This is a genomic window from Micromonospora terminaliae (genome assembly GCF_009671205.1).
Taxonomy (GTDB): domain Bacteria; phylum Actinomycetota; class Actinomycetes; order Mycobacteriales; family Micromonosporaceae; genus Micromonospora; species Micromonospora terminaliae.
Genome location: NZ_CP045309.1, coordinates 3,761,377 through 3,784,425 on the forward strand (window position 1 = coordinate 3,761,377; position 23,049 = coordinate 3,784,425).

The window sequence follows — 23,049 nt, forward strand, 5'->3', positions numbered from 1 at the left end:
CCGGCTCAGGCGGGCACCGGCTCCCGGTGCGGCCGGGCCTTCGCCTTCTGCGCGTACACGTCCACGTACTCGCGGCCGGAGAGCTCCATGAGCTCGTACATGATCTCGTCGGTGACGGCGCGCTCGACGAACCGGTCGCCGGTCATCCCCGCGTAGCGGGAGAAGTCGAGCGGTGCGCCGAACCGGATCCGCACCCGGCCGAGGTTGGGGATGATCTGGCCGGTCGGCTGGATGGCGTCGGAGTTGAGCATGGCCATCGGCACCACCGGCGCGCCGCTCTCGAGGGCGAGCCGGGCCACCCCGGTCTTGCCCCGGTAGAGCCGGCCGTCGGGCGAGCGGGTCCCCTCCGGGTAGATGCCCGCGATGCCGCCCGACCGCAGCACCTGGAGCTGGGTGTCCAGGGCGGCGCGGGCGGCCCGGCCGCCGGAGCGGTCGACCGGGATGGTGCCCGAGCCGACGAAGAACATCTTGGTCAGCCAGCCCTTGAGGCCCTTGCCGGTGAAGTATTCGGCTTTCGCGATGAATGTAACTTTTCGCTTGACGATCAACGGGGTGAAGATCGAGTCCGAGAACGAGAGGTGGTTGCTGGCCAGGATCACCGGGCCGGCCTCCGGGACGTTCTCCAGCCCCTCCACCTGCGGGCGGAAGATCAACCTCAGCAGCGGGCCGAGGATGACGTACTTCAGCAGCCAGTACAGCACCGGGGTCCTTCCAGGCGGGAGCGGTGACGGACCACGGTCGCCGGCGCCGCCGGGACGGGCCCGGGGCGCCGTCGGCGAGCGGGACTGTCGGGGAAGAGCGTACGAACAGGGAGCGGCACGCCACAACGCACTCCCGGAACCGGGTCCCGACGTGTCAGGATTCAGGGCACGACAGTGCGGTGAAGGGGGTGTCCGGTGTCAGGGGGCGGGCCCCGTCGGGGACGGCGGGACAACGGGCTCGACGCGGCCGAGTACGCGGTCGCGGGCGACGTCGATCCGCGCGTCGGGGAGCACCTGCTCGACGTGCTCGCCGCCGGCGGCATCGCCGCCTACCTGCAGCCCTCGGCCGACCTCAATCCGGTGACCCGCACCACCACCGTCCCGTCCCGCCCCATCGACCGGCTCTACGTCGACCGGTCCCACCTGACCACGGCCCGCGACTACCTCACCCAGCTCACCGACGAGGAGGGCCGCGAGCCGGCCCGCGACGACGAGCCGGACATCGAGGCCGAGTGGGCGAAGATCGTCGCCGGTTTCGACACCGCGCCGAGCGCGGGCAGCCATCCCTGGCCGGCCGCCGAGGACATCGACGACGACCCGGTCGACCCGGCCACCCCGGGCGGCGGCGCCCCGGGCCGCGCCGAGGAGACCGCGGGCCCGACGGCCACCGACGTGCGGCGGCTGCCCTACGCGGCGGACGTGTCCGGCATCTCGGTGAGCCGGGGCCGGCAGGACGAGCCGTCGCTGCTGGACGGCCTGGACACCTTCGGCGCCGACCTGCCCGGCGACGAGGACGAGGAGCACTACACCCCGCCGCCGCCGCCCCCGCTGCCGCGCTTCTCGAAGTACGCGGTGCTCGGCGTGCTCTGCATCGTGGTCGGGTTCCTGCTCTTCCTGTCGCCGACCGTGCTGTGGGTGGTCGACCCGTCGGTGGTGATGCTGCTCGGCTTCACCGGCATCCTGGCCGGCTTCGTGATGCTGATCTGGCGGCTGCGCCCCGGCGACTCCGACGAGCACGACCCGGACGACGGCGCCGTCGTCTGACCCCGGGCGTAACAGGGGTGTAACTTACGGTCAGTAGGAATAGCTGTCCGTCACGCCCCTGCTGATCGGAATGCCCGAGATGCGACCGAGTCCCCTCGTGGTGGTGGCCAACCGCCTGCCCATCGACGACAGTGTGGCGCCCGACGGCGCCTTCGAGTGGCGCCGCAGCCCCGGCGGCCTGGTGAGCGCCCTGCACCCGCTGCTCCGGCACACCCCGGCGACCTGGGTGGGCTGGGCCGGCGGCACCGGCCCGGCCCCGCACCTGCCGGACGTGGACGGGGTCCGGATGCGCGCCGTCGCGCTCAGCGCCGACGACTTCCGCGACCACTACGAGGGCTTCGCCAACGCCACCCTCTGGCCGCTCTACCACGACGCCGTCGAGCAGCCCGAGTACCACCGGCGCTGGTGGGAGGCGTACCAGCGGGTCAACCAGCGGTTCGCCGAGGCCGCCGCCGAGGTGGCCGAGCCCGGCGGGCTGGTCTGGGTGCAGGACTACCACCTCCAGCTCGTGCCGGGGCTGCTCCGCGCACTCCGCCCCGACCTGCGGATCGGCTTCTTCCTGCACGTGCCCTTCCCGCCACCGGAGCTGTTCATGCAGCTCCCCCGCCGGGCCGAGCTGCTGCGCGGGATGCTCGGCGCCGACCTCATCGGCTTCCAGCGGGCCCAGGCCGCGCACAACTTCGCCCAGCTCGCGACCAAGGTGCTCGGCCTCCCGGCCACCGACCGCCGGATCGGCGTCGGCGACCGGGTGGTCCGGATCGGCGCCTTCCCGGTCTCCATCGACACCGCCGAGATGGCCGCGCTCGCCGCGCGGCCCGACGTGGCCGACCGCGCCCGACGGCTGCGCCAGGACCTCGGCGACCCGGAGCGGGTCATCCTCAGCGTCGACCGGATGGACTACACGAAGGGCATCGAGCAGCGGCTCAAGGCCTACCACGAGCTGCTGACCAGCGGAGACGTCAAGGTCCGGGACACCGTGCTGGTGCAGGTGGTGGTGCCCAGCCGCGACCGGGTGGCCCAGTACCAGATCCTGCGCGACCGGGTGGAGCACCAGGTGGGCCGGATCAACGGCGAGTTCGGCCGGGTCGGCGAACCGGCCATCCACTACCTCAGCCAGCCCTTCGACCGCACCGAGCTGGTCGCGCTCTACCGGGTCGCCGACGTGATGGCCGTGACCCCGCTGCGGGACGGGATGAACCTGGTGGCCAAGGAGTACGTGGCGGCCCGGGTCGACGGCGCCGGCGCGCTGCTGCTGAGCGAGTTCGCCGGGGCGGCCGCCGAGCTGGCGCAGGCGTACCTGGTCAACCCGCACGACCTGGACGGGCTCAAGACGGCGCTGCTGGCCGCCCTGCGGGCCGCGCCGGAGGACGTCGCCGCCCGGATGCGGGCCATGCGGGAACACCTGGGCCGCAACGACATCCACGCCTGGGCGGGGTCCTACCTGCGCGCGCTGGAGGAGACCACCACCGTGGTGACTCGGCGGGCCACCGGCGGCTGATCCCGCGCTCAGCCGAGGGCGGGCGCCGGGTCCTTCTCGAGCCAGTCGAGGATCGCGTCGACCGGCTCCCGCCAGCGGGCGTCGAGCATCAGGTCGTGCCCCATGCCCGGAAACAGCAGTGGCGCCGAGGCGTAGCGGCGGGCCGCCCGGGTCAGCGCGCCCGGTGGGACCACCCGGTCGTCGGGGCTGCCCAGCACCAGCACGGGCGGGCGGCCCACCGCCGGCTCGGGCTGCCGCCCGGTGAGCAGCTGCCACTGCGCCCGGCGGCTGGCCCGACCCAGCCGGGCGACGTACCGGCGCGCCTCGGCGTCGGGCAGTTCCCGGCTGAACAGCTGCCGGCGGTTCAGCCGCAGGCCGGCGCCGAACACCGCGGGCAGCGTGCCGGCGGGATTGCGGCGCAGCGCCGTGCCGAAGGTGCCCCAGCCGCCGAGCACCGGGGCCACCAGCACGGCGGCCCGGGCCGGGTAGCGGGCCAGCGCGTGGGCGACCACCCGGGCGCCGGCACCGTGCCCCACCAGCACCGCCTGCCGCGGCAGGCTCGCCGCTACCTGGACCACGTCATGGGTGTACGACCGGAGCGTCGCCCCCGGCGCCGGCTCGCTGTCGCCGTGCCCGCGCAGGCTCAGCGCGTACGCCGGGAAGCCCCGGCCGGCGGCGTGCCCCAGCCAGTGCTCGGCGAACGCCCACGCCCCGTGCCCGAAGCCCGGCACGAACAGCAGCGGCGGCTTCGCCTGGTCCAGCTCGGGCACCGCGGCGACGACCTCGCGGCGGGCCGGCCGCTCCGGACGGGCCCACTCCCAGCCCCGGACGACCCGCACCGGCTGCCCGCTCACTTGCCCTCCAGGTCGTGCAGCGCCCGCTGGAGCGCGCGCAGGTAGTCGGCGTGCCCGACCTCGAACCAGTGCCGGGTGCTGTCCTTGACCTTCCCCGAGTACCGCTCGCCGAGGCCCGCGGTGACCCGGCGGCCGAACGCCGCGGCCCGGTCCGGGTGGGTGGTGCGCAGGGTGAGCAGCCGCGCGAAGAGCACGCTCTGCCAGTGCGAGATCGGGAAGATGCCGGAGTCGGGCTGCACGAGGCCCACCACGGCCAGGGTGGGATGGCCGGCGGCGAACGCGTTGAGCCAGAGCCGGGGCCGGCCCGAGCCGTCGGCGTCGCCGAGCACCCGGCCCTCCAGGAACTCGAAGCGCGGCAGGTAGCCGGTGGCGAAGACGACCAGGTCGGGGTCGATCTCGCGGCCGTCGGCCAGCTCGACGGTGCGGTCGCCGAACCGCGCGACGTCCGGCACCGGAGTGACCTCACCGTGGCCGACGTAGTAGACGAGCTGGCTGTTGGCGATGGGGTGGGTCTCGTAGACCCGGTGGTCGGGCCGGGGCAGGCCGAACCGGGTCAGGTCGCCGACGGTCAGCCGCAGCGTCCAGTGGTAGAGCCACTGCCGCACGCGCAGCGGCACCCGCAGCGCGAGCAGGGTGTCGTTGACCTGGTCGGCGGGGCGGCCGAAGACGTACTTCGGGGCGTACCAGTAGCCGCGGCGGGTGGAGTGCCAGCAGCGGGACGCCTGCTGGGCCGCCTCGACCGCGATGTCGCAGCCGGTGTTGCCGGCCCCGACCACCAGTACCCGCTTGCCGCGCAGCTGCGCCGGGTCCTTGTAGGACGAGGCGTGCATGACCTCGCCGCGGAACTGCTCCAGGCCCTCGTAGCGGGGCAGCTTCGGCGACCAGTTGTGCCCGTTGGCGAGCACCACGGCCGCGTAGCGGGAGGTGCGCTCGGGGCCGTAGCCGCCGGTGCTGCGGGTGGTGACGTCCCAGCGGTCCCCCTCGACCGGCTCCACCCGGACCACCTCGGTGCCGAACCAGACGTGCTGGCGCAGGTCGAAGTGGTCGGCGTAGCGCTCGAAGTAGGACAGCAGCTGGGCGTGGTGCGGGTAGTCCGGCCAGTCGTCCGGCATCGGGAAGTCGGGGAACTGGGTGAACGGCCGGGACGAGATGAGGTGCGTGCTGGCGTACACGGGGCTGCGGTCGTGCCGCCAGTTCCACGCCCCGCCGACGCCGGTCTCGCGCTCGTAGCAGTCCACGCCGAAGCCGGCCTCGCGGAGGTTCTTCACGGCGGTCAGGCCGCTGGCCCCGGCGCCGATGACGCAGACGGTGTCGCCCCGGTCGGAGACCGGGCGGCCGTCCGCGGTCGGGGCGACCGCCGGATCGGGACGGCCGAGGTCGGTGGAGGAGGACACCGGGAATCTCCTTTTGTGCGGCACGAGTGCCGGGTCGGTGCGAAATCCTGCCGACAATGCCCGCCGTTGTCCAGCCGCCCCGGGGCGGAGTGTCGCGGCGGCCGGCTTCCGTCGCGCTGTGTGACGAACCGTTCCCATCACCCAGCGTGTGGTCCGGCCGCCGCTCCCCGATCACCTGGTCGGCCGCTTTGCTCTGCAGCCATGGACGCAGCACCGCGCTGAGCTGCGGGCCGGCGTTCACCCCGAGGGCCTGAGCCACGGCGACCCGCTCACGCACGGTGGCTGATGCGCACATGGCTGCAGAGCAAAGGCGGTTGCGGGGTGGGCGGCGGGAGCGGCCGATGTCACGGTCCGTCACGCGGCCACCGGCGCGCCATCGGCGGGCCATCGGCTCGCGCCGGACCGTGGCCCGACGCGGGTCAGGTGACCGCTGCGGGCCGGCTGCCGGTGCGGTGCGCGCGCGGCGGCGTCAGGCGCCCGCGGGCAGCAGCAGGTCCACGAGGACCGGGAAGTGGTCGCTGGCCTGGCGCGTCCGCGGGGTGTCCACCACGTCGTAGTCGACCACGCTGATCCGGGGGTCGACGAAGAGCGCGTCGATGCGCCGGCGGGGGTTCGCGCAGGAGTAGGTGAGCCGGTCGGCCCGGTCCATGGCGACCGCCGCGTCGGTCAGTCCCTCCGCGACGGTCCGCCAGGCCGTCCCGTCCGGCCCCTCGTTGAGGTCGGCGCCCGCCACCACGGGCAGCGTCGCAGCCGCCAGTTCCCGCTTGAACGCGGCCGCCTGGGCGGGCCGCTCCGCCGGGTCGGTGGAGAGGTGGGAGCCGGCCAGCAGGAAGCGGGTGCCGCCCACGACGCACTCGGCGTACGCGGCGCCGCGCAGGTGCCGCCCCGGGGTCAGCGGGTAGCGCTGGCAGCGGGTCGCCGTCACCCGGACGCGCAGGCTGGTCAGCAGCAGGTTACCCAGCGACGGCAGGCCGCCGGCCGCGACGACCAGCCCGAACGAGTCGGCCAGCGAGGCGCACTTCTGCCGCCACCGGAACCGCCGCGGGCCCTCCTGGACGATCACCACGTCCGGCTCGGCCGCCCGGACCACCTCGGCCAGCGCGGCCGTGTCGTCCCGCTGGCTGTGGATGTTGTAGGAGACCACGCGCAGCGGCACGCCTGCTGCCGCCACGTCAGATCCGCCGGGCCAGGTCGGCGGCGCCGATGACGCCGGCCGTGTTGCCCAGCTCGGCGGGGCGTACCTCGGCCACGGGAAGGCGGCTGCGCTGGGCCAGGGCGTCGGTGAACGACCGGCGGGTCGGGCCGAGCAGCAGGTCGCCGGCGTCGATCACGCCACCGCCGACCACCAGCACCTGCGGGTCGAGGATCTGCGCCATGTCCGCGAGGCTCGTGCCGAGCCAGCGGCCGACCTGGGCGAACGCCTCCGTGGAGACCGGGTCGCCGCCCTTCGCGGCGGCGGTCACCATCGGCCCGGTGATCCCCTCGGCCTCGCCGCCGGCCAGCTCCAGCAGGGCGGTGGCCCGGTGCGGCTCCTGGCGTGCGGCGGCGCGGGCGAAGCGGACCAGGGCGCTGCCGCTGGCGTACTGCTCGATGCAGCCCAGCCGGCCGCAGCCGCACTGGTGGCCGTCCGGCACGGTGAGCATGTGCCCCAGCTCGGCCGCGATGCCGTGGGCCCCGCGGACCAGCTCGCCGCCGAGCACGATCCCGCCGCCCACGCCGGTGCCGATGGTGAACATGACCATCGAGTCGTCGGCGTGCCGGGCCGCGCCGTAGCGGAACTCCGCCCAGGCCGCGACGTTGCCGTCGTTCTCCACGATCACCGGCAGGCCGGTGGCGTTGCTGACGTACTCGCGCAGCGGCTCGTCCCGCCAGGCCAGGTTGGGGGCGAAGAGCACGGTGGAGCGGGAGGCGTCGATCCAGCCGGCCGCGCCGATGCCGACCGCGGCGATGGTCCGGCCGGTGGCCAGCTCGGTGACCAGCTCGGTGATGACGTCGCGGGTCTTCGCCACGTCGTCGGCGGGGGTGTCCCGTCGGGCGTGCACGAGAACCGTGCCGGTGTCGTCCACGACACCGCCGGCCACCTTCGTGCCACCGACGTCGACTCCGATGGTCAGCGTCACCGCTGCCACTCCCCTCTGCTGTGCTGCCCGGGTCCGGCCGGGAACCGGCCGCGCGACCCGGGATGTCCGGTGGTCAGGCCCCGTCGCCTGGTGCGTCCTCGCCCACCTCGCCGGACGCCCGCGAGGCGGGCACCACGGGACGGCCGGCCGACGGCCGGCTCGGCGCCGGCACGTCCGGCCCGGCGGCAGCGGCGGGCGGCACGAGAGCACCCGCCTCGGCCGCGCCCTCCCCCCGGGTGGCGGCGGACCACACGTCCTGCTCGGGTGCCGGCTGAGAATCATGCCCGGTACGGGTCGCCTCGCGCCACACGTGGTCCCCCGCCGGTGACCCGTCGGACCCGCCCCCGGTCGCGGTGCCACCCGGCCCGGCCGGCTCCGCCGGGGCGAACGCGCGCAGCAGGCTGGCCACTCCGGCGGCCAGATCACCGGCTCCGGTGGCGAGCCGCTCGGCGAATTCCGGACTCGGGTCACGCAACGCCGCGATACCGCGGCAGACCGGGCAGACGCAGCATTCCGGGGAACCGGTGGCGAAACCTCCGCCACCGCCCGGCGTGGACGATCCGTCGCCGCCGCCCGGGGTGTGACCGAGGACACCGGAGAGGATCCCGCCCAGCGGCCCCCAGGGGCCGGATCCGGGCGTGGCGGCGGCCAGCTTCGCGGTGGCCAGCAGCATGGCGACGAGGCGCTCGGCCTCTTCCCGGGCCGAACCCGGATCAGTGGTGCCCATGGTTCGGCTCCTTCGTGACAACCGGGACGACGGTCGGGTCAGTGGGCCGCACCGAGTGCTTCTACCCGGCGCTTGAGCTGCTTCAACGCCGCGTCCATGATCATTTTCTCGGCCTTGCGGCGAAACATGCCGAGCATCCCCACGGACAGCTCCACCTCGAGGGTGTAGGTCACCGTGGTCGTTCCGTCCGGGTTACCGGCGAGGTCGTACGACCCGCGCTGGGACTTCTGCATCTTCGAGGGCGCCACCAGGTGCCACTCGATGCGGGAGATGTCCTCGGCGTACTCGTAGGCCAGCACGTACTCGTCGGCCATGACGCCCGCGTCGATGGTGAACCGGACCTGGCTGGCGTAACCGTCCTCGTACTCCTCGATCACCTCGGCCTGCCGCACCGCCTCGGCCCACTCCGGGTAGCGGGGGAAGTCGCAGATGACCGCCGCCACCTGGTCCGGTGACGCGCCGACGACGATCGACTGGGTGGAGGAGTCCGCCATGGGGGGAGGCTACCCGGCGGCGGACCCCCGCGCGCCGCTCCACCCCCGCCCCGTCGCGGCGCGTCCGGCGGCGCGTGTCCCACCAGCCGGGCGGGCAACCTCCCTACCCGCTCCCCGGAAGCGGGCGGGTAGGTTTCGACAGAGCCGACCACGGCCGGCCCGGCCAGTGCGAGCACGAGGGAGTGCAGGTGCGCGAGTTCTCCGTTCCGCCGATCGTCACCGTCGGCGACGCGGCCAACCTGACCGACCCGGTCTGGGACAACGCCGAGGTCGCCCCCGACACCGTGCAGTTCGTCCGGCGTGCCGAGGGCACCACCGGCGCCTGGATCGACGTGACCTGCCGGCAGTTCCGCGACGAGGTCGTCGCGGTGGCCCGCGGCCTGGTGGCGGCCGGCGTCGCCCCCGGCGACCGGGTCGCGTTGATGAGCCGCACCCGCTACGAGTGGACCCTGTTCGACTACGCCATCTGGGCCGCCGGCGCCGTCACCGTGCCGATCTACGAGACCTCCAGCGCCGAGCAGGCCGCCTGGATCCTCGCCGACTCGGGCGCGGTCGCCGTGGTGGTGGAGAGCACCGCGCACGCCACCCTGGTCGCCGGCGTCCGCGACCGGCTGCCCGAGCTGCGCGAGGTCTGGCAGATCGAGCTGGGCGCGGTCGACCAGCTGGTCGCCGCCGGCGCCGCGGTCGACCCGGCCGACGTCGAGGTACGCCGTTCGACCCTGAAGGCCGACGACGTCGCCACCATCATCTACACGAGCGGCACCACCGGCCGCCCCAAGGGCTGCGTGCTGACCCACCGCAACATCTACGCCGACATCGCCAACGCCGTGCCGGTGCTGCCGAACCTGTTCCGCCAGGGCGCCTCCACGCTGCTCTTCCTGCCGCTGGCGCACGCCTTCGCCCGGCTCATCCAGGTCGGCGTCGTGCAGGCCCGGGCCACCATGGCGCACTGCTCGGACACGAAGAACCTCGTCGGCGAGCTCCAGGAGTTCAAGCCGACGTTCGTGCTCTCCGTACCCCGGGTCTTCGAGAAGGTCTACAACGGCGCGCGGCAGAAGGCCGAGGCCGACGGGAAGGGCAAGATCTTCGACCGGGCCGAGAAGGTCGCCATCGCCTACAGCGAGGCGCTGGAGACCCCGGACGGGCCGAGCCTGGGGCTGCGCGCCCAGCAGGCGGTCTTCGACAAGCTGGTCTACCGCAAGCTGCGGGCGGCGATGGGCGGCCGGTGCCGGGACGCGATCTCCGGCGGCGCCCCGCTCGGCAGCCGGCTCGGGCACTTCTTCCGCGGCGTCGGCGTGACCATCTGCGAGGGCTACGGCCTCACCGAGACCTCACCGGCCGCCGCCGCGAACCTGCCCGGGCACACCCGGATCGGCACGGTCGGCCGGCCGCTGCCCGGCGTCAGCATCCGCATCGACGACGACGGCGAGGTGCTGATCTCCGGGGAGATCATCTTCTCGGGCTACTGGCACAACGAGACGGCCACCGCCGAGGCGCTGAGCGCCGACGGCTGGTTCCGGACGGGCGACCTGGGCCGGCTCGACGAGGACGGCTACCTCGCCATCACCGGCCGCAAGAAGGAGATCATCGTGACGGCCGGCGGCAAGAACGTCGCTCCCGCGGTGCTCGAGGACCAGGTGCGGGCCTACCCGCTGATCAGCCAGTGCCTGGTGGTCGGCGACCGGCAGCCGTTCATCGCGGCGCTGGTCACCATCGACGAGGAGGCGCTGCCGAAGTGGCTGGCCGCGCACGGCCGCCCGGAGGGCACCAGCGTCGCGGACCTGCGCGGTGACGAGGCGCTGCGCGCCGAGGTGCAGACCGCCATCGACCAGGCCAACCAGTCGGTCTCCAAGGCCGAGGCGATCAAGGTGTTCCGGATCCTGCCGCAGGACTTCACCGAGGCGACCGGCGAGCTGACCCCCTCGCTGAAGGTCAAGCGGCAGGTCGTGCACAAGACGTACGCGGCGGAGATCGCGGACATCTACGGGGGCTGACTACCATCCGTCACGTGCCCGCCTCGACACCCAGCCAGCCACCGACGCAGCCCCTCGCGGCAGCGGCCCGCGTGGTCCTCCTCGCGCTGGTCGCCGCCCTGACCCTGTTCGCCACCCGCGACGCCACCCAGCTGTGGTGGATCGCCCTGCTCGGCGTCGCCGGGCTGCCCGCCGTGCTGGCTCCCCAGCACCGCCTGCTCGCCCCGATCAGCCGCTTCGCGGAGGTGGTGGTCCTCGGGCTGGCGGCCAGCCAGGTCGCCGCCGACACCCAGCTCACCGGGGTCACCGGCGGGCTGGGCGCCTCGGCGGTGCTGCCGTACCTCGCCGTGCCGGTCACCGTGACCGCGCTGCGCCGGCGGTTCCGCGAGGGCGCGGCGCTGCTCGTGGTCGTGGCGGCCACGCTGCTGGTCAGCGCGGCCTTCACCGAGGTGGGCGGTGAGCCGCAGCTCGGCCAGCCCGGCTACCTGGCGGTCTGCGCGCAGTGGCTGATCCTGGCCGGCCTCGGCCTCTACACCGCCGGCATGCTCCAGCGGGTGCTGCGGGTCCGCGGCGAGGGCAAGCCCCAGCCGTACGCGGAGGCCACCCGGCTGCTCACCCAGCTGCGCACGGTCGCCCGCCAGCTCCCCGGCGCCACCCTGGACCCGGGCGGGATCTCCGAGCACCTGCTGGAGGAACTGCGGGTGGTGGCGAAGACCGACCGGGGCGCCGTGCTGTCCGCCAGCGGGGGCGGCCGGCTCGTGGTGCTCGCCCAGATCGGCGCGGACCGGGTGGACTGGGAGACGACGCTCGACGCGGACTCGGCCATCGCCGACGCCTGGGCCAGCCAGCAGCCGACCACGTCGGCCCGCTCGCAGGCCCGCTCCCGGGCTTCCGGCGAGGTCTCGGCGCTGATCGTGCCGCTGGTCGCCGGGGTGCGCACGGTCGGCCTCGTGGTCGTCGAGGCGGACACCGCGCACGCGTACCCGCCGCCGGTGGTGTCCCGGGTGACCGCGCTGACCGGCCCGGCCGCGCTGCGCCTGGAGGCCGCGCTGCTCTTCGACGAGGTGCGCTCGCTGGCCACCAACGAGGAGCGGCAGCGGCTGGCCCGGGAGATCCACGACGGGGTCGCCCAGGAGCTGGTGATGGTCGGCTACGGCATCGACAACGCCCTGGCCACCGTGCACGACGACGCCGAGGAGACCGCCGACTCCCTGCGCACGCTCCGCCAGGAGGTCACCCGGGTCATCACCGAGCTGCGGCTGAGCCTGTTCGAGCTGCGCAGCGAGGTGGACCGGCACGGCGGGCTGGCAGCGGCCATCGCCGAGTACGCCCGCACCGTCGGCGCCTCCGGCGGGCTGCGGGTGCACCTGTCCCTGGACGAGTCCACCGCCCGCCTGCCCGCCGCCACCGAGGCCGAGTTGCTGCGCATCGCGCAGGAGGCGGTGACCAACGCGCGCAAGCACGCCGGGGCGTCGAACCTGTGGGTCACCTGTGAGGTGGATCCCCCGTACGCGCAGATCGAAGTGTCGGATGACGGTCACGGCATCGGCGACCAGCGCCCCGACGGGCACTACGGTCTTGCGATCATGGCCGAGAGGGCGGAACGTATCCGGGGCCGGTTGGAGATCAGGCCGCGGCAACCCAGCGGCACGACCGTGGCGGTGGTACTCGGCTCCTCGCCCCGGCGCGATAAGGTGCGCGGCAGCGCAGCAGCAGAAGGGGAGTAACCCGAGGATGACCACCAGCCCGACACCGGCCACCCGGACCAAGGTTCTCCTTGTCGACGATCACGATCTGATCCGCAAGGGTCTGCGGCACGCCTTCGAGCGGGACCGGCAGTTCGAGGTCGTGGGCGAGGCCGCCACGGCCGCGGAGGGCGTGCGCCAGGCCGGCGCGCTCCAGCCGGACGTAGTGATCATGGACCTGCGGCTGCCCGACGGCAGCGGCCTGGAGGCCACCCGCGCCCTGCGCAAGTCCAGCGCGTCGATGGGCATCGTCGTGCTCACCATGTACGCGGGCGACGACCAGCTCTTCGGCGCCCTGGAGGCGGGGGCGAGCGCGTTCGTGCCGAAGACCGCCCCGGCCGACGAGGTGGTGGCCGCCGCCCGGCACGCCGCCTCCTCCCCCAGCGCCTTCACGGCGGCCGACCTGGCCGAGGCGATGAAGCGCCGGCTGGCCCCGTCCGGCCCGCAGCTCTCCCCCCGTGAGGGCCAGGTGCTGCGGCTGCTCGCCGACGGCATGAGCGTCGCCGGCATCGCCAAGCAGCTGTTCGTCAGCGAGTCGACCGCCAAGACGCACATCTCGAAGCTCTACGAGAAGCTCGGCGCCGCCAACCGCGCCCAGGCGCTGATGACCGCGCTGCGGCTGGGGCTCCTGGAGGCCCCGGACGCGCCGAAGTTCTGACGGCGTCCCGCAGGCTCGACGCCGGAGAGGCCCCGTCCGCACGCCGGACGCGGGCCTCTCCGGCATTCCGGGCACCCGCTGACCGCGTACGGTAAGGGGCCGGACGCGGAGCGACGGCGGTCTTTGCACCGCGACGGCGGGCGGGCAGAATACCCGGGTGATCCGCGCGGCGGTGACCCCCGCGCGCCGCCGACACAAAGGGGCAAGCGCATGCAGCGGCCGGACTGGGCACCCGAGACCATCGACATCGAGCGCCCCAGCGTGGCCCGCATGTACGACTACTACCTCGGCGGTTCGCACAACTTCGCGGCCGACCGGGCCGCCGCCCGGGCCATGGTGGAGGCCGTCCCGGAGGCCCCGCTGATGGCCCAGGCCAACCGGGCCTTCCTCCGTCGGGCGGTCCAGTTCCTGGCCGAATCCGGGGTCCGCCAGTTCCTCGACATCGGCTCCGGCATCCCGACCGTGGGCAACGTGCACGAGATCGCCCAGCGGATCGACCCGGAGTCCCGGGTGGTCTACGTCGACGTCGACCCGGTCGCCGTGGCACACAGCCGGGAGATCCTGGCCGGCAACGACCGGACCGCCGTGGTGCAGGAGGACCTGCGCCGGCCGGAGGCGATCCTCCGCCATCCCGACGTGCTCCGGCTGCTGGACTTCGCCCAGCCCGTCGCCGTGATGATCGTGGCCGTGCTGCACTTCATCCCCGACGCGGACCGCCCGGAGGACTGCCTGCGGACGCTGCGCAAGGCACTGGCCCCCGGCAGCCACCTGGTCATGTCGCAGGCCAGCGACGACGGCCGGGCCGGCACCGGCGAGCGGGCCGAGGCCGAGCGGGTCTACCGGCGTACCGACAACCAGCTCTTCATCCGCAGCCGGGCCGAGCTGACCGCGCTGTTCGACGGCTTCGAGCTGGTCGACCCGGGCGTGGTCTGGGTGCCGCAGTGGCGGCCGGACACCCCGGAGCAGGCGGAGAACGCCGAGCAGGCGGTCTTCATGGGTGGCGTCGGGCGGCTCGGTGGGTGACGAGCGGGCCCTCGCCACCACCCGCTCCCGTCCCGGCGCGTTCGCCCGGGCCTGGGCCAAGGCGGTCTCCGGGACCAGCTACCTGCCGATGACCCAGGCCCAGCTGGAGGCCCTGCTCCAGCGCCTCACCGAGCGGCTCGCGCTGGCGCTGCGGGCCGACCCGTTCGACCTGCGGATCGGCCAGCAGGTCGGCGCTGAGCTGGTGCAGTCGCACATCGCCTCCGCCGAGGGGCTCGGCCGCACCATCGAGGTCATCCAGCTGCGCCTCGTACGGGATCTCGACCTGGCCGTCGACGACGTCGAGGACCGGATGGCCCGGCTGCTGGCCACGGTCGCCACCGGCTACGCCCGCGCGCTGCGCGACCGCACGCTCGACGAGCAGGAGGCCATCCGGCGGGCCGCCATGATGGCCCGGGCGCAGGCCGAACAGGCCCTGCGGGACAGCGAGGCCCGGTTCCGGCACCAGGCCACCCACGACCCGCTGACCGCCCTGCCCAACCGCACGTTGTTCACCGAGCGGCTCACCGCCGCCATCACGGCGCCCGGGCGGGGCGCGGACCGGATCGGGGTCTGCTTCCTCGACCTGGACCGGTTCAAAGTGGTCAACGACTCCCTCGGTCACCAGATCGGCGACTCGCTGCTGGTGTCGGTGGCGCGGCGGCTGCGGCGGGCGCTGGGCGAGCACCTGGTGGCCCGGCTGGGCGGCGACGAGTTCGTCATCCTGGTCGAGCGCGCCGGCTGCACCGAGGACGTCGTGAAGGTGGCCGAGGCGGCCCTGGCCGCGGTGAGCGAGCCGGTGCTGGTCGACGGGCACGAGCTGACCGTGTCGGCGAGCATCGGCATCGTGGAGCGGCAGGTGGCCGACACCTCGCCGCTGGAGCTGATGCGGGCGGCGGACAGCACCCTGCACTGGGCCAAGGCGGCCGGCGGGGCCCGCTGGTCGCTGTTCGACGCCGACCGCAACCGCCGGGAGCTGGCCCGCTACGCCCTCTCCGCCGCCATCCCCGCGGCGCTCGACCGGGGCGAGTTCTACCTCGACTACCAGCCGCTCACCGGGCTGCGCGACGGCCGGGTGGTCGGCATGGAGGCGCTGGTGCGCTGGCGCCACCCCGAGCTGGGCGTGCTCCGCCCGGACAGCTTCATCCCGCTGGCCGAGGAGACCGGCCTGATCGTCCGCCTCGGCAGCTGGGTGCTGGCGGAGGCCTGCCGCGAGGCGTGCACCTGGGCGGCCGGGCCGGGCGGCGCGCCGTTCGTGAGCGTCAACCTCGCCGTACGCCAGCTGCACCGGCCCGAGCTCGTGCAGGAGGTGCAGGGGGTGCTGGGGCGCACCGGCCTGCCCGCCGAACGGCTGCAGCTGGAGATCACCGAGAGCACCATGATGAGCACCGTGGCGGAGCCGGTCCGCGCCCTGCGGGTGCTGGCCGACCTCGGCGTCCGGGTGGCGATCGACGACTTCGGCACCGGCTACTGCAACCTCGCGTACCTGCGGGACCTGCCGGTGAGCGAGCTGAAGGTGGCCGGCGAGTTCGTGGCCGGGCTGCGCGCCCCGGCCGACGACCCGGGTAGCCGCACCGACGAGCGGATCCTCGCCTCGCTGGTCTCGCTGGCGCACGCCCTCGGCCTGACCGTCACCGCCGAGGGGGTGGAGACGGCCGACCAGGCGGACCGGCTGCGCGCGATCGGCTGCGACGCCGCGCAGGGCTGGCACTTCGGGCGCCCCGGGCCGGCGGGGCCGCACCTGGACCGCTCCCCCGCCCTCCCCGACACCGCCTCCTGAGCCGGGTCAGGCGGGGGTGCGCGGCCGGCGGCCGTCCTCCCCGTGCAGGTAGGCCAGCACGGCCAGCACCCGCCGGTTGTCGTCGCCGGAGGGCGGCATCCGCAGCTTGCTGAAGATGTTGTTGATGTGCTTGTTGACCGCCTTCTCGGTGACGAAGAGCCGGGCCGCCACCGCCGCGTTGGACCGGCCCTCGGCCATCAGGCCCAGCACCTCCCGCTCGCGGGCGGTCAGCTCGTCGAGCGGCCCCGCCCCGGACCGGCTGGCGAGCAGCTGGGCGACCACCTCCGGGTCCATGACGGTGCCGCCGCCCGCCACCCGGCGTACCGCGTCGACGAACTGGTCCACGTGGGACACCCGGTCCTTGAGCAGGTAGCCCACCCCACCGGCCCGGTCGGAGAGCAGCTCCCGGGCGTAGAGCTGCTCGACGTGCTGGGACAGCACGAGGACCGGCAGGCCGGGGATCTCGGCGCGGGCCCGGATGGCGGCCTGCATCCCCTCGTCGGTGAAGGTCGGTGGCAGCCGGACGTCGAGCACCGCGACGTCCGGGCGGTGCGCGATCAGCGCGGGCAGCACCGACGGTCCGTTGTCGACGGCCGCGACCACCTGGCAGCCGAACGCCTCCAGGATGCGGATCAGCCCGTCCCGGAGGAGGGCGAGATCCTCGGCGATGACAACTCGCACGGCAGCTCCATGGTGATGACGGTCGGCCCACCGGCCGGACTGGTCACCACCATCGTCCCATCGAACGCGGCCAGCCGGCGTCCCATCCCCGCCAGTCCGCTGCCCGCCGGGTCGGCTCCGCCCCGCCCGTCGTCACCGACCACGATGGTCAGCCGCCCGTCGGCGTGGCCGAGCTCGACCCAGGCCCGGGACGCCCCGCTGTGCTTGCTGACGTTCGCCAGCCCCTCGGCCACCGCGAAGTACGCGGCGGACTCCACGGGCGCGGCCGGGCGGCCCGGCAGGTCGACGGTCACCGCCACCGGCAGCGGCACGGCCAGCGCCAGCGCGCGTACGGCGCCCGCCAGGCCGCGCTCGGCGAGCACCGGCGGGTGGATACCGCGTACCAGTCCGCGCAGCTCGGCCAGGGCCTGCCCGCTGGTCTCCCGCGCCTCGGCGAGCAGCCGCCGCACGGCCTCCGGGTCGTCCCCCACGAGCTGCTCGGCCAGGCCGATGCTCATGCTCAGCGCGACGATCCGGGCCTGGGCCCCGTCGTGCAGGTCCCGCTCGATCCGCCGCAGCTCGGCGGCCTGCGCGTCCACCGTGTCGGCCCGGGTGACGGTGAGCTGGCGGACCCGCAGCGCCAGCTCGGCCGTGCGGGTCGGCGGCAGGAAGAACCGGGCGAAGGCCAGGTGCAGCCAGACCAGCCAGCGTCCGGCGGCCAGCCCGCCGGCCAGGAACAGCGCCCCCAGCGGGAAGCAGAGCAGCGCCTCGGCGAGGTTGTCGATCGGCCAGAACGGGCCGTAGCCGAAGCCGACGGTCAGGTGCAGCACCAGCGGAAGCCCGAGCAGCCCCTCCAGGCCGTACAGCGGCAGGGCGAAGGCGGCCAGGCAGACCGCGCCGGTGACCGCGCCGGGCAGCAGCCACGACAGGTCGCGCCAGGTGGCCGGGTCGCTCACCACCCAGCGGAACCGCCGCCAGGTGCCGAACTGCGCCCCCGCCGGCGCCGGCAGGTAGGGCGTGGCCATCTCGACCCCGCCCCAGCGGGCCAGCCGGCGGTGCAGCCCGGCGCAGTACCGGACCAGCGCGGTGGCCACCGGGAACAGCGCGAACCCCACGCCGAACACCGGGATCAGCAGCAGCGACACCAGCGACAGCACGAAGAGCGCGACGTGCGTGGTCAATGACAGCAGGGCGATCAGCAGCCCCTGCGCCGCGGTGACCGCGCCGGGCCGGATCCAGGTGCGGAGCAGTCCGCGTACGCCGTCCACGGGCCCATTCTGCGGCACCGGCCGCCACCGATCGGTGGTGCTGGCACCACCCCGGCCGGCGCGCTGGCACCCCTGACCCGCGCGCCACCGGGCCGAAGGATCGGAGGCGGGGTCACCGACCCCGCAACCGTGACGACGAAAGGGAACTCGGATGTCCCCGCAACGCCTGGCCGGCCTGCCCGCCGGTCGCCGCGGCAAGTACGCGGTCCTCCTCCTCTGGCTGGCGCTGCTCGTGGCGGCCGGCCCGCTCGCCCTGAAGCTCGGCGAGGTACAGGACAACTCGACGCTCGGCGCGCTACCGGCCGGCGCCGAGAGCAGCCGGGTCGTGCAGCGGGCCGAGGCGGCCTTCCCCGGGTCGCGGCACCCGCTCGCGATCGCCGTCTACGTCCGCGACAGCGGCCTCACCTCGGCCGACCGGGCCCGGGTCGAGGCCGACCGGGTCGCCTTCGCCCGGTACGCCGACGGCGGCGCGGTGTCCCCGCCGGTGGCCTCCGCCGACGGCCGGGCGCTGCTGCTGTCCCTGCCGGTCAGCCTCGACGAGGAGCGGCGCGCCGAGGCGGTCGACGGGCTCAAGGACCGGCTGGCCAACGGCCCGCCACCAGGCCTGCGGACCGCGCTGACCGGCGACGCGGCCGCCGAGCACGACGTCTTCGACGCGTTCGCCGGGATGGACGGCGCGCTGCTGCTGGCCACCGCGCTCACCGTCGCCCTGCTCCTGCTGATCACCTACCGCAGCCCGGTGCTGTGGCTGATCCCGCTGGTCGCGGTGGCCGTCGCGAACCAGCTCGCCGGGGCGGTGGTCTACCTGCTGGCCCGGCACGCCGGGCTGGCCGTCGACTTCCAGAGCCAGACCATCCTCACCGTGCTCGTCTTCGGCGTCGGCGTGGACTACGCCCTGCTGCTGATCGCCCGCTACCGCGAGGAGCTGCGGCGGCACGCCGACCGGCACGCCGCCATGGCGGCCGCGCTGCGCCGCTCGGCCGGCGCGGTGTGCGCCTCGGCAGCGACCGTCGCCATCGGACTGCTCTGCCTGCTCGCGGCCGACCTGCCGGCCACCCGCGGCCTGGGCCCGGTCGGCGCGGTCGGCATCGCCGCGGCGCTGCTCGCCATGACCACCCTGCTGCCCGCGGTGCTGGTGCTGTGCGGCCGGTGGCTGTTCTGGCCGTTCGTGCCCCGGTACGCCCCCGGCGCCGACACCCGTGACCAGACCGCCGACCACGGGCTGTGGCGCCGGATCTCCGGTCTGGTCGCCGGCCGGCCGCGGGCGGTCTGGCTCGGCACGGCCGCCGCGCTGGCCGCGCTGACCCTGGGCATCGGCAACCTCGGCCTGGGCCTGCCCGACGACGAGGCGTTCACCACCGAGGTCGGCTCGGTCACCGGGCAGCGGCTGATCGCGGCCCACTACCCGGGTGGCTCGGCTGCGCCCGCCGAGATCCTGGCCGCCGCCGGGACGGCCGACCGCGTGGTGGCCGCCGCCCGCGCCGTGCCGGGCGTCGCCGAGGTGGGCGCGCCGGAACGCTCGGCGGACGGCCGCTGGGTACGGGTGCCGGCCGTGCTCGCCGCCGCGCCGGACAGCGACGCCGCCCGGGACACCGTGACCCGGCTGCGGACCGCCGTGCACGCGGTGCCCGACGCGCACGCCCTCGTGGGCGGGCGGACCGCCACGGTGCTGGACGAGGAGCGCACGGTGAACCGGGACAACCGGGTGGTCATCCCGCTGGTGCTCGCGGTCGTCCTGGTCATCCTGGTGCTGCTGCTCCGGTCGCTGGTCGCGCCGCTGCTGCTGATGGTCAGCGTGGTGCTGTCGTACGCGGCCGCCATGGGGGCCGCCGGGCTGCTGCTGGACGCGCTGGGCCACCCCCACCTGTTCGTCGGGGTCCCGCTGCAGGCGTTCCTGTTCCTGGTGGCGCTCGGTGTGGACTACACGATCTTCCTGATGACCCGGGCCCGCGAGGAGGTCGCCCGGATCGGGCACCGACCCGGCGTGCTGCGCGCGCTGACCGTCACCGGCGGGGTGATCACCAGCGCCGGCGTGGTGCTGGCCGCCACCTTCGGCGCGTTGCTGGTGCTGCCGCTGGTGCCGTCGGTGCAGATGGGCGTCATCGTGGCGGTCGGCATCCTGCTCGACACCCTGCTGGTGCGCAGCCTGCTGATCCCGGCGCTGACCCTGGACCTCGGCGCGCGCACCTGGTGGCCGGGGCGGCTGTCCCGCCGGTCGCGGCGGCCGGTCCCGCCGGAGCCGGCGCTGGTCCGCACCTGACCGGTTCGTGTTCGCGACCCCGGCCCGGCTACCGGGCCGGGGTCAGCCACGAGCAGGGGGGGGTCAGCCGGCGAGCAGGGCGGCCATCCGCTCGGCCTGGGTCTCCCAGCGCCACTCCCGCTCGACCCAGGCGCGGCCGGCGGCGCCGAGCTGGCGGGCCAGGTCCCGGTCGGCGAGCAGGGTGGCCACCCGGTCGGCGAGCTGGGCCACGTCCCGGCCCGGGACCACGTAGCCGGTCTCGCCCTCGCGGACGGCGTCCGGCGCGCCACCGGAGTCGCCCGCCACCACCGGCAGCCCGGTCGCGCTGGCCTCCAGGTAGACGATCCCCAGTCCCTCGACGTCCAGGCCCCGGTTGCGGGTCCGGCAGGGCATCGCGTAGACGTCACCGGCGGCGTAGTGCGCCGGCAGCTCGGCCGAGGGCACCGAGCCGGTGAACACGACGTCGCGGTCGACCCCGGTCTGCCGGGCCAGCTTCGCAAGCGCCGCCCGGTAGGGGCCGCCGCCGACCACCAGCAGGGCCGCGTCCGGCACCCGGCGGCGGATCTCCGGCATCGCCCGGATGAGCATGTCCTGCCCCTTGCGCGGGACCAGGCGCGAGACGCAGACCACGACCGGGCGGTCGGCCAGCCCCAGCCGCACCCGCACCCGCTCGCCGTCGACGCCGGGGTGGTAGGTGTCCACGTCGACGCCGGGGGCGAGCCGGCGCAGCTCGGTCACCCCGTCGAGCACCCGGGCCAGCCGGACCCGGGTGTACTCACCGAGGTAGGTGGTGACGTCGACGCCCCGGCCGATCCGGCGCAGCGCCGTCCGGGCGCCGGGCAGCGCTGCCCAGCCGGCCTCGTGCCCGTGGGTGAGCGCCACCGCCCGGCGGATCCCGGCCCGCCGGCGCAGCCCCGCCGCGAGCAGCCCCAGCGGGGCCGCCGCGCCGAACCAGACCGTGTCGCAGTCGTACGCCCGGGCCAGCCGCGCCGCCCGGCGGGCCACGAGCGGGGTGGGCAGCAGCACCTTGGTCCGTTCCCGGACCACCTCGAAGGGCTGGTCGGCGTCGAACTTCGCCGCGCCCCGCCAGCTCGACGCGTAGACCACCACGGAGCCGGGGGGCTGGCGCACCGCCAGGTTGTGCACGAACGACTGGATGCCGCCGGGGCGCGGCGGGAAGTCGTTGGTGATCAGCAAGGTGCGGCTCATCCGCCGGACTCCCTGGCGTAGGCGCGGGCGGCGGCCATCCGCTCCACGGTGGACGGGTGGGACGCCGACCAGAGGTATTCCCAGCGGGGCGGGTCGGGGTCGGCCAGGTTGACGCCGGCCAGCCGGCGCTGCATCGCCTCGAAGGTGACCGGGTCGCCGGTGAGCGCCAGCGCGTGCGCGTCGGCCCGGGCCTCGACCCGCCGGGAGACCAGCGCCTGCACCGGCGTGGCCACCAGGCCGGCCACCGTGACCAGCGCTATCAGCAGCGGGAACGCCCGCGGCTGGGCGATCGAGTCGACGCCGGCCAGCCGGAGCAGCGGCGCCCAGGACCCGATCAGGTAGAGGGCCACCACCGCGGCCGCGGCGCCCAGCGCCCCGACGAGCGTGCCGGTCCAGACGTCCCGGTCCTTGGCGTGCCCCAGCTCGTGGGCGACCACGCTGGTGACCTCCGCCGGGTCCGCCTCGCGCAGCAGGGTGTCGTAGACCACCACCCGCCGGGTCGGCCCGAGCCCCGAGACGTACGCGTTGACGGCCCGGGTCCGCCGCGAGGCGTCGGCGACCAGCACGTCGCGCACGGGCACCCCGTCGCGGGCCGCCAGGCTGGTCAGCTCGGTGCGCAGCGGGCCGGGCTCCATGGGCGTGAACCGGTTGAACACCGGCTCGACCAGCACCGGCAGCACGAACGACAGCAGCACCACCAGCGCGGCGGCGCCGGCCGCGCCGAACGCCCACCACCAGCGCGGGGAGAGCCGGACCACCGTGTAGAAGCCGAGCAGGACGAGCGCGCCGATGACCGCGCTGACCGCGTACGACTTGAGCAGGTCGACGGCCCAGCCGCCCCAGCCCTGCGTGCTCAGCCCGTAGCGGGTCAGCACGGTCTGCCGCCAGGCGGCGAAGGGCAGGGTGAGCAGGTCGGCGAGGAACATCACGGCCAGCCCGCCGAGCACCGCCTGGGCGGCCCAGTGCCCGCCGAAGGGCCGGCCGGCCAGCTCGACGAGGCGCCCGCCGACCGGGGTGAGGCCCAGCAGCAGGGCCACGACCAGGCCGACTACGAGCGCCGACCAGCCCGCCGGGCGCAGCGCGCCGTGGAACGCCCGGCCCCGGGCCACCTGGTCGACCGGGAGCGCCCGCAACGCCGCGAGCTGGTCGGCCCGGGGTGCCGGAGGCCGGCTCCACGGGACCAGCAGCGCCCCGGCGACCAGCAGCGCGACGGCCAGCCCGGCCAGGGTCAGCACCGCCCAGCCGCGCGGGGTCACCGCCCCACCCCGCTGCGCCGCGCTCGCCTCATTGTCGTTCCCCTCCCACCGTGAGCGCTCATCCTAAGGCCCGCCGGCAGCGCGGTGGCCGTGGTGGCCGGGCGGGATCAGGCGACCCGGCGGCGGCGGGCCGGACGCCGGGGAGCGGGCGGGACGGGCAGCACCTGCACCTCGAAGCCGGCCCGGGCGAACGCCTCGATCGCCCGGTGCTCGGCGGGACCCAGGTCGGCCGCCGCGGAGCCGGTGTCGAGCAGCGCGGTCACCAGGCAGCCGGGGCACCCGGCGCCCCGGACCCCGCAGGTGTCGCAGTCGATGAGCATGCACGCCTCCTGACGCGTCGCCGATGGCGGACCGGAGAGGGCCCACCACCGTCGGTCACCACGAGGTTAGGCCGAGGGTGTGACAGAACCGGACAACGAGGCAGCACCCA

Annotated in this window: 20 protein-coding genes; 8 read left to right on the forward strand and 12 right to left on the reverse strand. The window is 74.9% G+C overall.

The annotated features are described in order from the left end of the window. Nucleotides 1-5: 5 nt before the first annotated feature. A complete protein-coding gene (locus GCE86_RS16980) occupies nucleotides 6-701 on the reverse strand; it encodes a lysophospholipid acyltransferase family protein (RefSeq protein WP_154227878.1) in 696 nt (231 codons plus the stop codon). Nucleotides 702-896: 195 nt separating this feature from the next. Here GCE86_RS16980 and GCE86_RS16985 point away from each other — a divergent pair, with 195 nt between their 5' ends. Next, on the forward strand, nucleotides 897-1,745 hold the full coding sequence (locus tag GCE86_RS16985) for a DUF308 domain-containing protein (RefSeq protein WP_154227879.1): 849 nt from the start codon (nucleotides 897-899) through the stop codon (nucleotides 1,743-1,745). 79 nt (nucleotides 1,746-1,824) lie between these two features. Further along, a complete protein-coding gene (locus GCE86_RS16990; protein ID WP_154227880.1) occupies nucleotides 1,825-3,243 on the forward strand; it encodes an alpha,alpha-trehalose-phosphate synthase (UDP-forming) in 1,419 nt (472 codons plus the stop codon). An 8-nt stretch (nucleotides 3,244-3,251) separates the two neighbouring features. Here the strand turns inward: GCE86_RS16990 and GCE86_RS16995 are convergent, their stop codons facing one another. The 6 genes from GCE86_RS16995 to GCE86_RS17020 all read right to left on the reverse strand — a co-directional run bounded on the left by GCE86_RS16995 (nucleotide 3,252) and on the right by GCE86_RS17020 (nucleotide 8,811). Further along, nucleotides 3,252-4,076 carry an alpha/beta hydrolase gene (locus GCE86_RS16995; protein ID WP_154227881.1) on the reverse strand — a complete coding sequence of 275 codons (825 nt, stop codon included), beginning with the start codon at nucleotides 4,074-4,076 and terminating at the stop codon, nucleotides 3,252-3,254. Then, a complete protein-coding gene (locus GCE86_RS17000; protein WP_154227882.1) occupies nucleotides 4,073-5,470 on the reverse strand; it encodes a flavin-containing monooxygenase in 1,398 nt (465 codons plus the stop codon). The genes GCE86_RS16995 and GCE86_RS17000 overlap by 4 nt, the downstream gene beginning before the upstream one ends. A 469-nt stretch (nucleotides 5,471-5,939) precedes the next feature. Next, entirely contained in the window at nucleotides 5,940-6,641 is a 702-nt protein-coding gene (locus tag GCE86_RS17005; RefSeq protein ID WP_154227883.1) for an endonuclease/exonuclease/phosphatase family protein, read from the reverse strand. Between the two features lies 1 nt (nucleotide 6,642). Further along, nucleotides 6,643-7,599 carry an ROK family glucokinase gene (locus GCE86_RS17010; protein WP_208818017.1) on the reverse strand — a complete coding sequence of 319 codons (957 nt, stop codon included), beginning with the start codon at nucleotides 7,597-7,599 and terminating at the stop codon, nucleotides 6,643-6,645. 64 nt (nucleotides 7,600-7,663) lie between these two features. After that, nucleotides 7,664-8,317, reverse strand: coding sequence for a hypothetical protein (locus tag GCE86_RS17015; protein WP_154227885.1), 654 nt, complete (start codon nucleotides 8,315-8,317; stop codon nucleotides 7,664-7,666). Between the two features lie 38 nt (nucleotides 8,318-8,355). Continuing rightward, the gene (locus GCE86_RS17020; RefSeq protein ID WP_154227886.1) at nucleotides 8,356-8,811 is read right to left on the reverse strand and encodes an SRPBCC family protein; all 456 of its coding nucleotides are present in this window, start codon (nucleotides 8,809-8,811) and stop codon (nucleotides 8,356-8,358) included. A 188-nt stretch (nucleotides 8,812-8,999) separates the two neighbouring features. Here GCE86_RS17020 and GCE86_RS17025 point away from each other — a divergent pair, with 188 nt between their 5' ends. The 5 genes from GCE86_RS17025 (at nucleotide 9,000) to GCE86_RS17045 (ending at nucleotide 15,987) form a co-directional block, all read left to right on the forward strand. Continuing rightward, the gene (locus GCE86_RS17025) at nucleotides 9,000-10,805 is read left to right on the forward strand and encodes an AMP-dependent synthetase/ligase (RefSeq protein WP_154227887.1); all 1,806 of its coding nucleotides are present in this window, start codon (nucleotides 9,000-9,002) and stop codon (nucleotides 10,803-10,805) included. 14 nt (nucleotides 10,806-10,819) lie between these two features. After that, nucleotides 10,820-12,511 carry a sensor histidine kinase gene (locus tag GCE86_RS17030; RefSeq protein ID WP_154227888.1) on the forward strand — a complete coding sequence of 564 codons (1,692 nt, stop codon included), beginning with the start codon at nucleotides 10,820-10,822 and terminating at the stop codon, nucleotides 12,509-12,511. A gap of 7 nt (nucleotides 12,512-12,518) precedes the next feature. Beyond that, nucleotides 12,519-13,187: a response regulator transcription factor gene (locus GCE86_RS17035; protein WP_007072219.1), complete on the forward strand. Its 669-nt coding sequence runs from the start codon at nucleotides 12,519-12,521 to the stop codon at nucleotides 13,185-13,187. Nucleotides 13,188-13,397: 210 nt separating this feature from the next. Then, nucleotides 13,398-14,210 carry an SAM-dependent methyltransferase gene (locus GCE86_RS17040; RefSeq protein WP_154227889.1) on the forward strand — a complete coding sequence of 271 codons (813 nt, stop codon included), beginning with the start codon at nucleotides 13,398-13,400 and terminating at the stop codon, nucleotides 14,208-14,210. Between the two features lie 88 nt (nucleotides 14,211-14,298). Further along, on the forward strand, nucleotides 14,299-15,987 hold the full coding sequence (locus GCE86_RS17045; protein WP_204342687.1) for a putative bifunctional diguanylate cyclase/phosphodiesterase: 1,689 nt from the start codon (nucleotides 14,299-14,301) through the stop codon (nucleotides 15,985-15,987). 6 nt (nucleotides 15,988-15,993) lie between these two features. Here the strand turns inward: GCE86_RS17045 and GCE86_RS17050 are convergent, their stop codons facing one another. Further along, nucleotides 15,994-16,668 (reverse strand): LuxR C-terminal-related transcriptional regulator, encoded by a 675-nt coding sequence (locus GCE86_RS17050; RefSeq protein WP_154227891.1) that lies wholly within the window; start codon nucleotides 16,666-16,668, stop codon nucleotides 15,994-15,996. Beyond that, a complete protein-coding gene (locus GCE86_RS17055; RefSeq protein ID WP_244317001.1) occupies nucleotides 16,620-17,915 on the reverse strand; it encodes a sensor histidine kinase in 1,296 nt (431 codons plus the stop codon). The genes GCE86_RS17050 and GCE86_RS17055 overlap by 49 nt, the downstream gene beginning before the upstream one ends. Before the next feature lie 151 nt (nucleotides 17,916-18,066). On the opposite strand from GCE86_RS17055, the gene GCE86_RS32385 reads away from it, so the two are divergent. After that, nucleotides 18,067-20,175, forward strand: a complete 2,109-nt coding sequence (locus tag GCE86_RS32385) for an MMPL family transporter (RefSeq protein WP_154227892.1) — start codon at nucleotides 18,067-18,069, stop codon at nucleotides 20,173-20,175. A 63-nt stretch (nucleotides 20,176-20,238) separates the two neighbouring features. Here GCE86_RS32385 and GCE86_RS17065 read toward each other — a convergent pair whose 3' ends face one another. The 3 genes from GCE86_RS17065 to GCE86_RS17075 all read right to left on the reverse strand — a co-directional run bounded on the left by GCE86_RS17065 (nucleotide 20,239) and on the right by GCE86_RS17075 (nucleotide 22,939). Beyond that, nucleotides 20,239-21,363: a glycosyltransferase family 4 protein gene (locus GCE86_RS17065; RefSeq protein WP_154227893.1), complete on the reverse strand. Its 1,125-nt coding sequence runs from the start codon at nucleotides 21,361-21,363 to the stop codon at nucleotides 20,239-20,241. Beyond that, nucleotides 21,360-22,619 carry a M48 family metallopeptidase gene (locus GCE86_RS17070; protein WP_154227894.1) on the reverse strand — a complete coding sequence of 420 codons (1,260 nt, stop codon included), beginning with the start codon at nucleotides 22,617-22,619 and terminating at the stop codon, nucleotides 21,360-21,362. Before GCE86_RS17070 ends, GCE86_RS17065 begins: the two co-directional genes overlap by 4 nt. Before the next feature lie 107 nt (nucleotides 22,620-22,726). Continuing rightward, on the reverse strand, nucleotides 22,727-22,939 hold the full coding sequence (locus GCE86_RS17075; RefSeq protein WP_154227895.1) for a hypothetical protein: 213 nt from the start codon (nucleotides 22,937-22,939) through the stop codon (nucleotides 22,727-22,729). Nucleotides 22,940-23,049 lie beyond the last annotated feature (110 nt).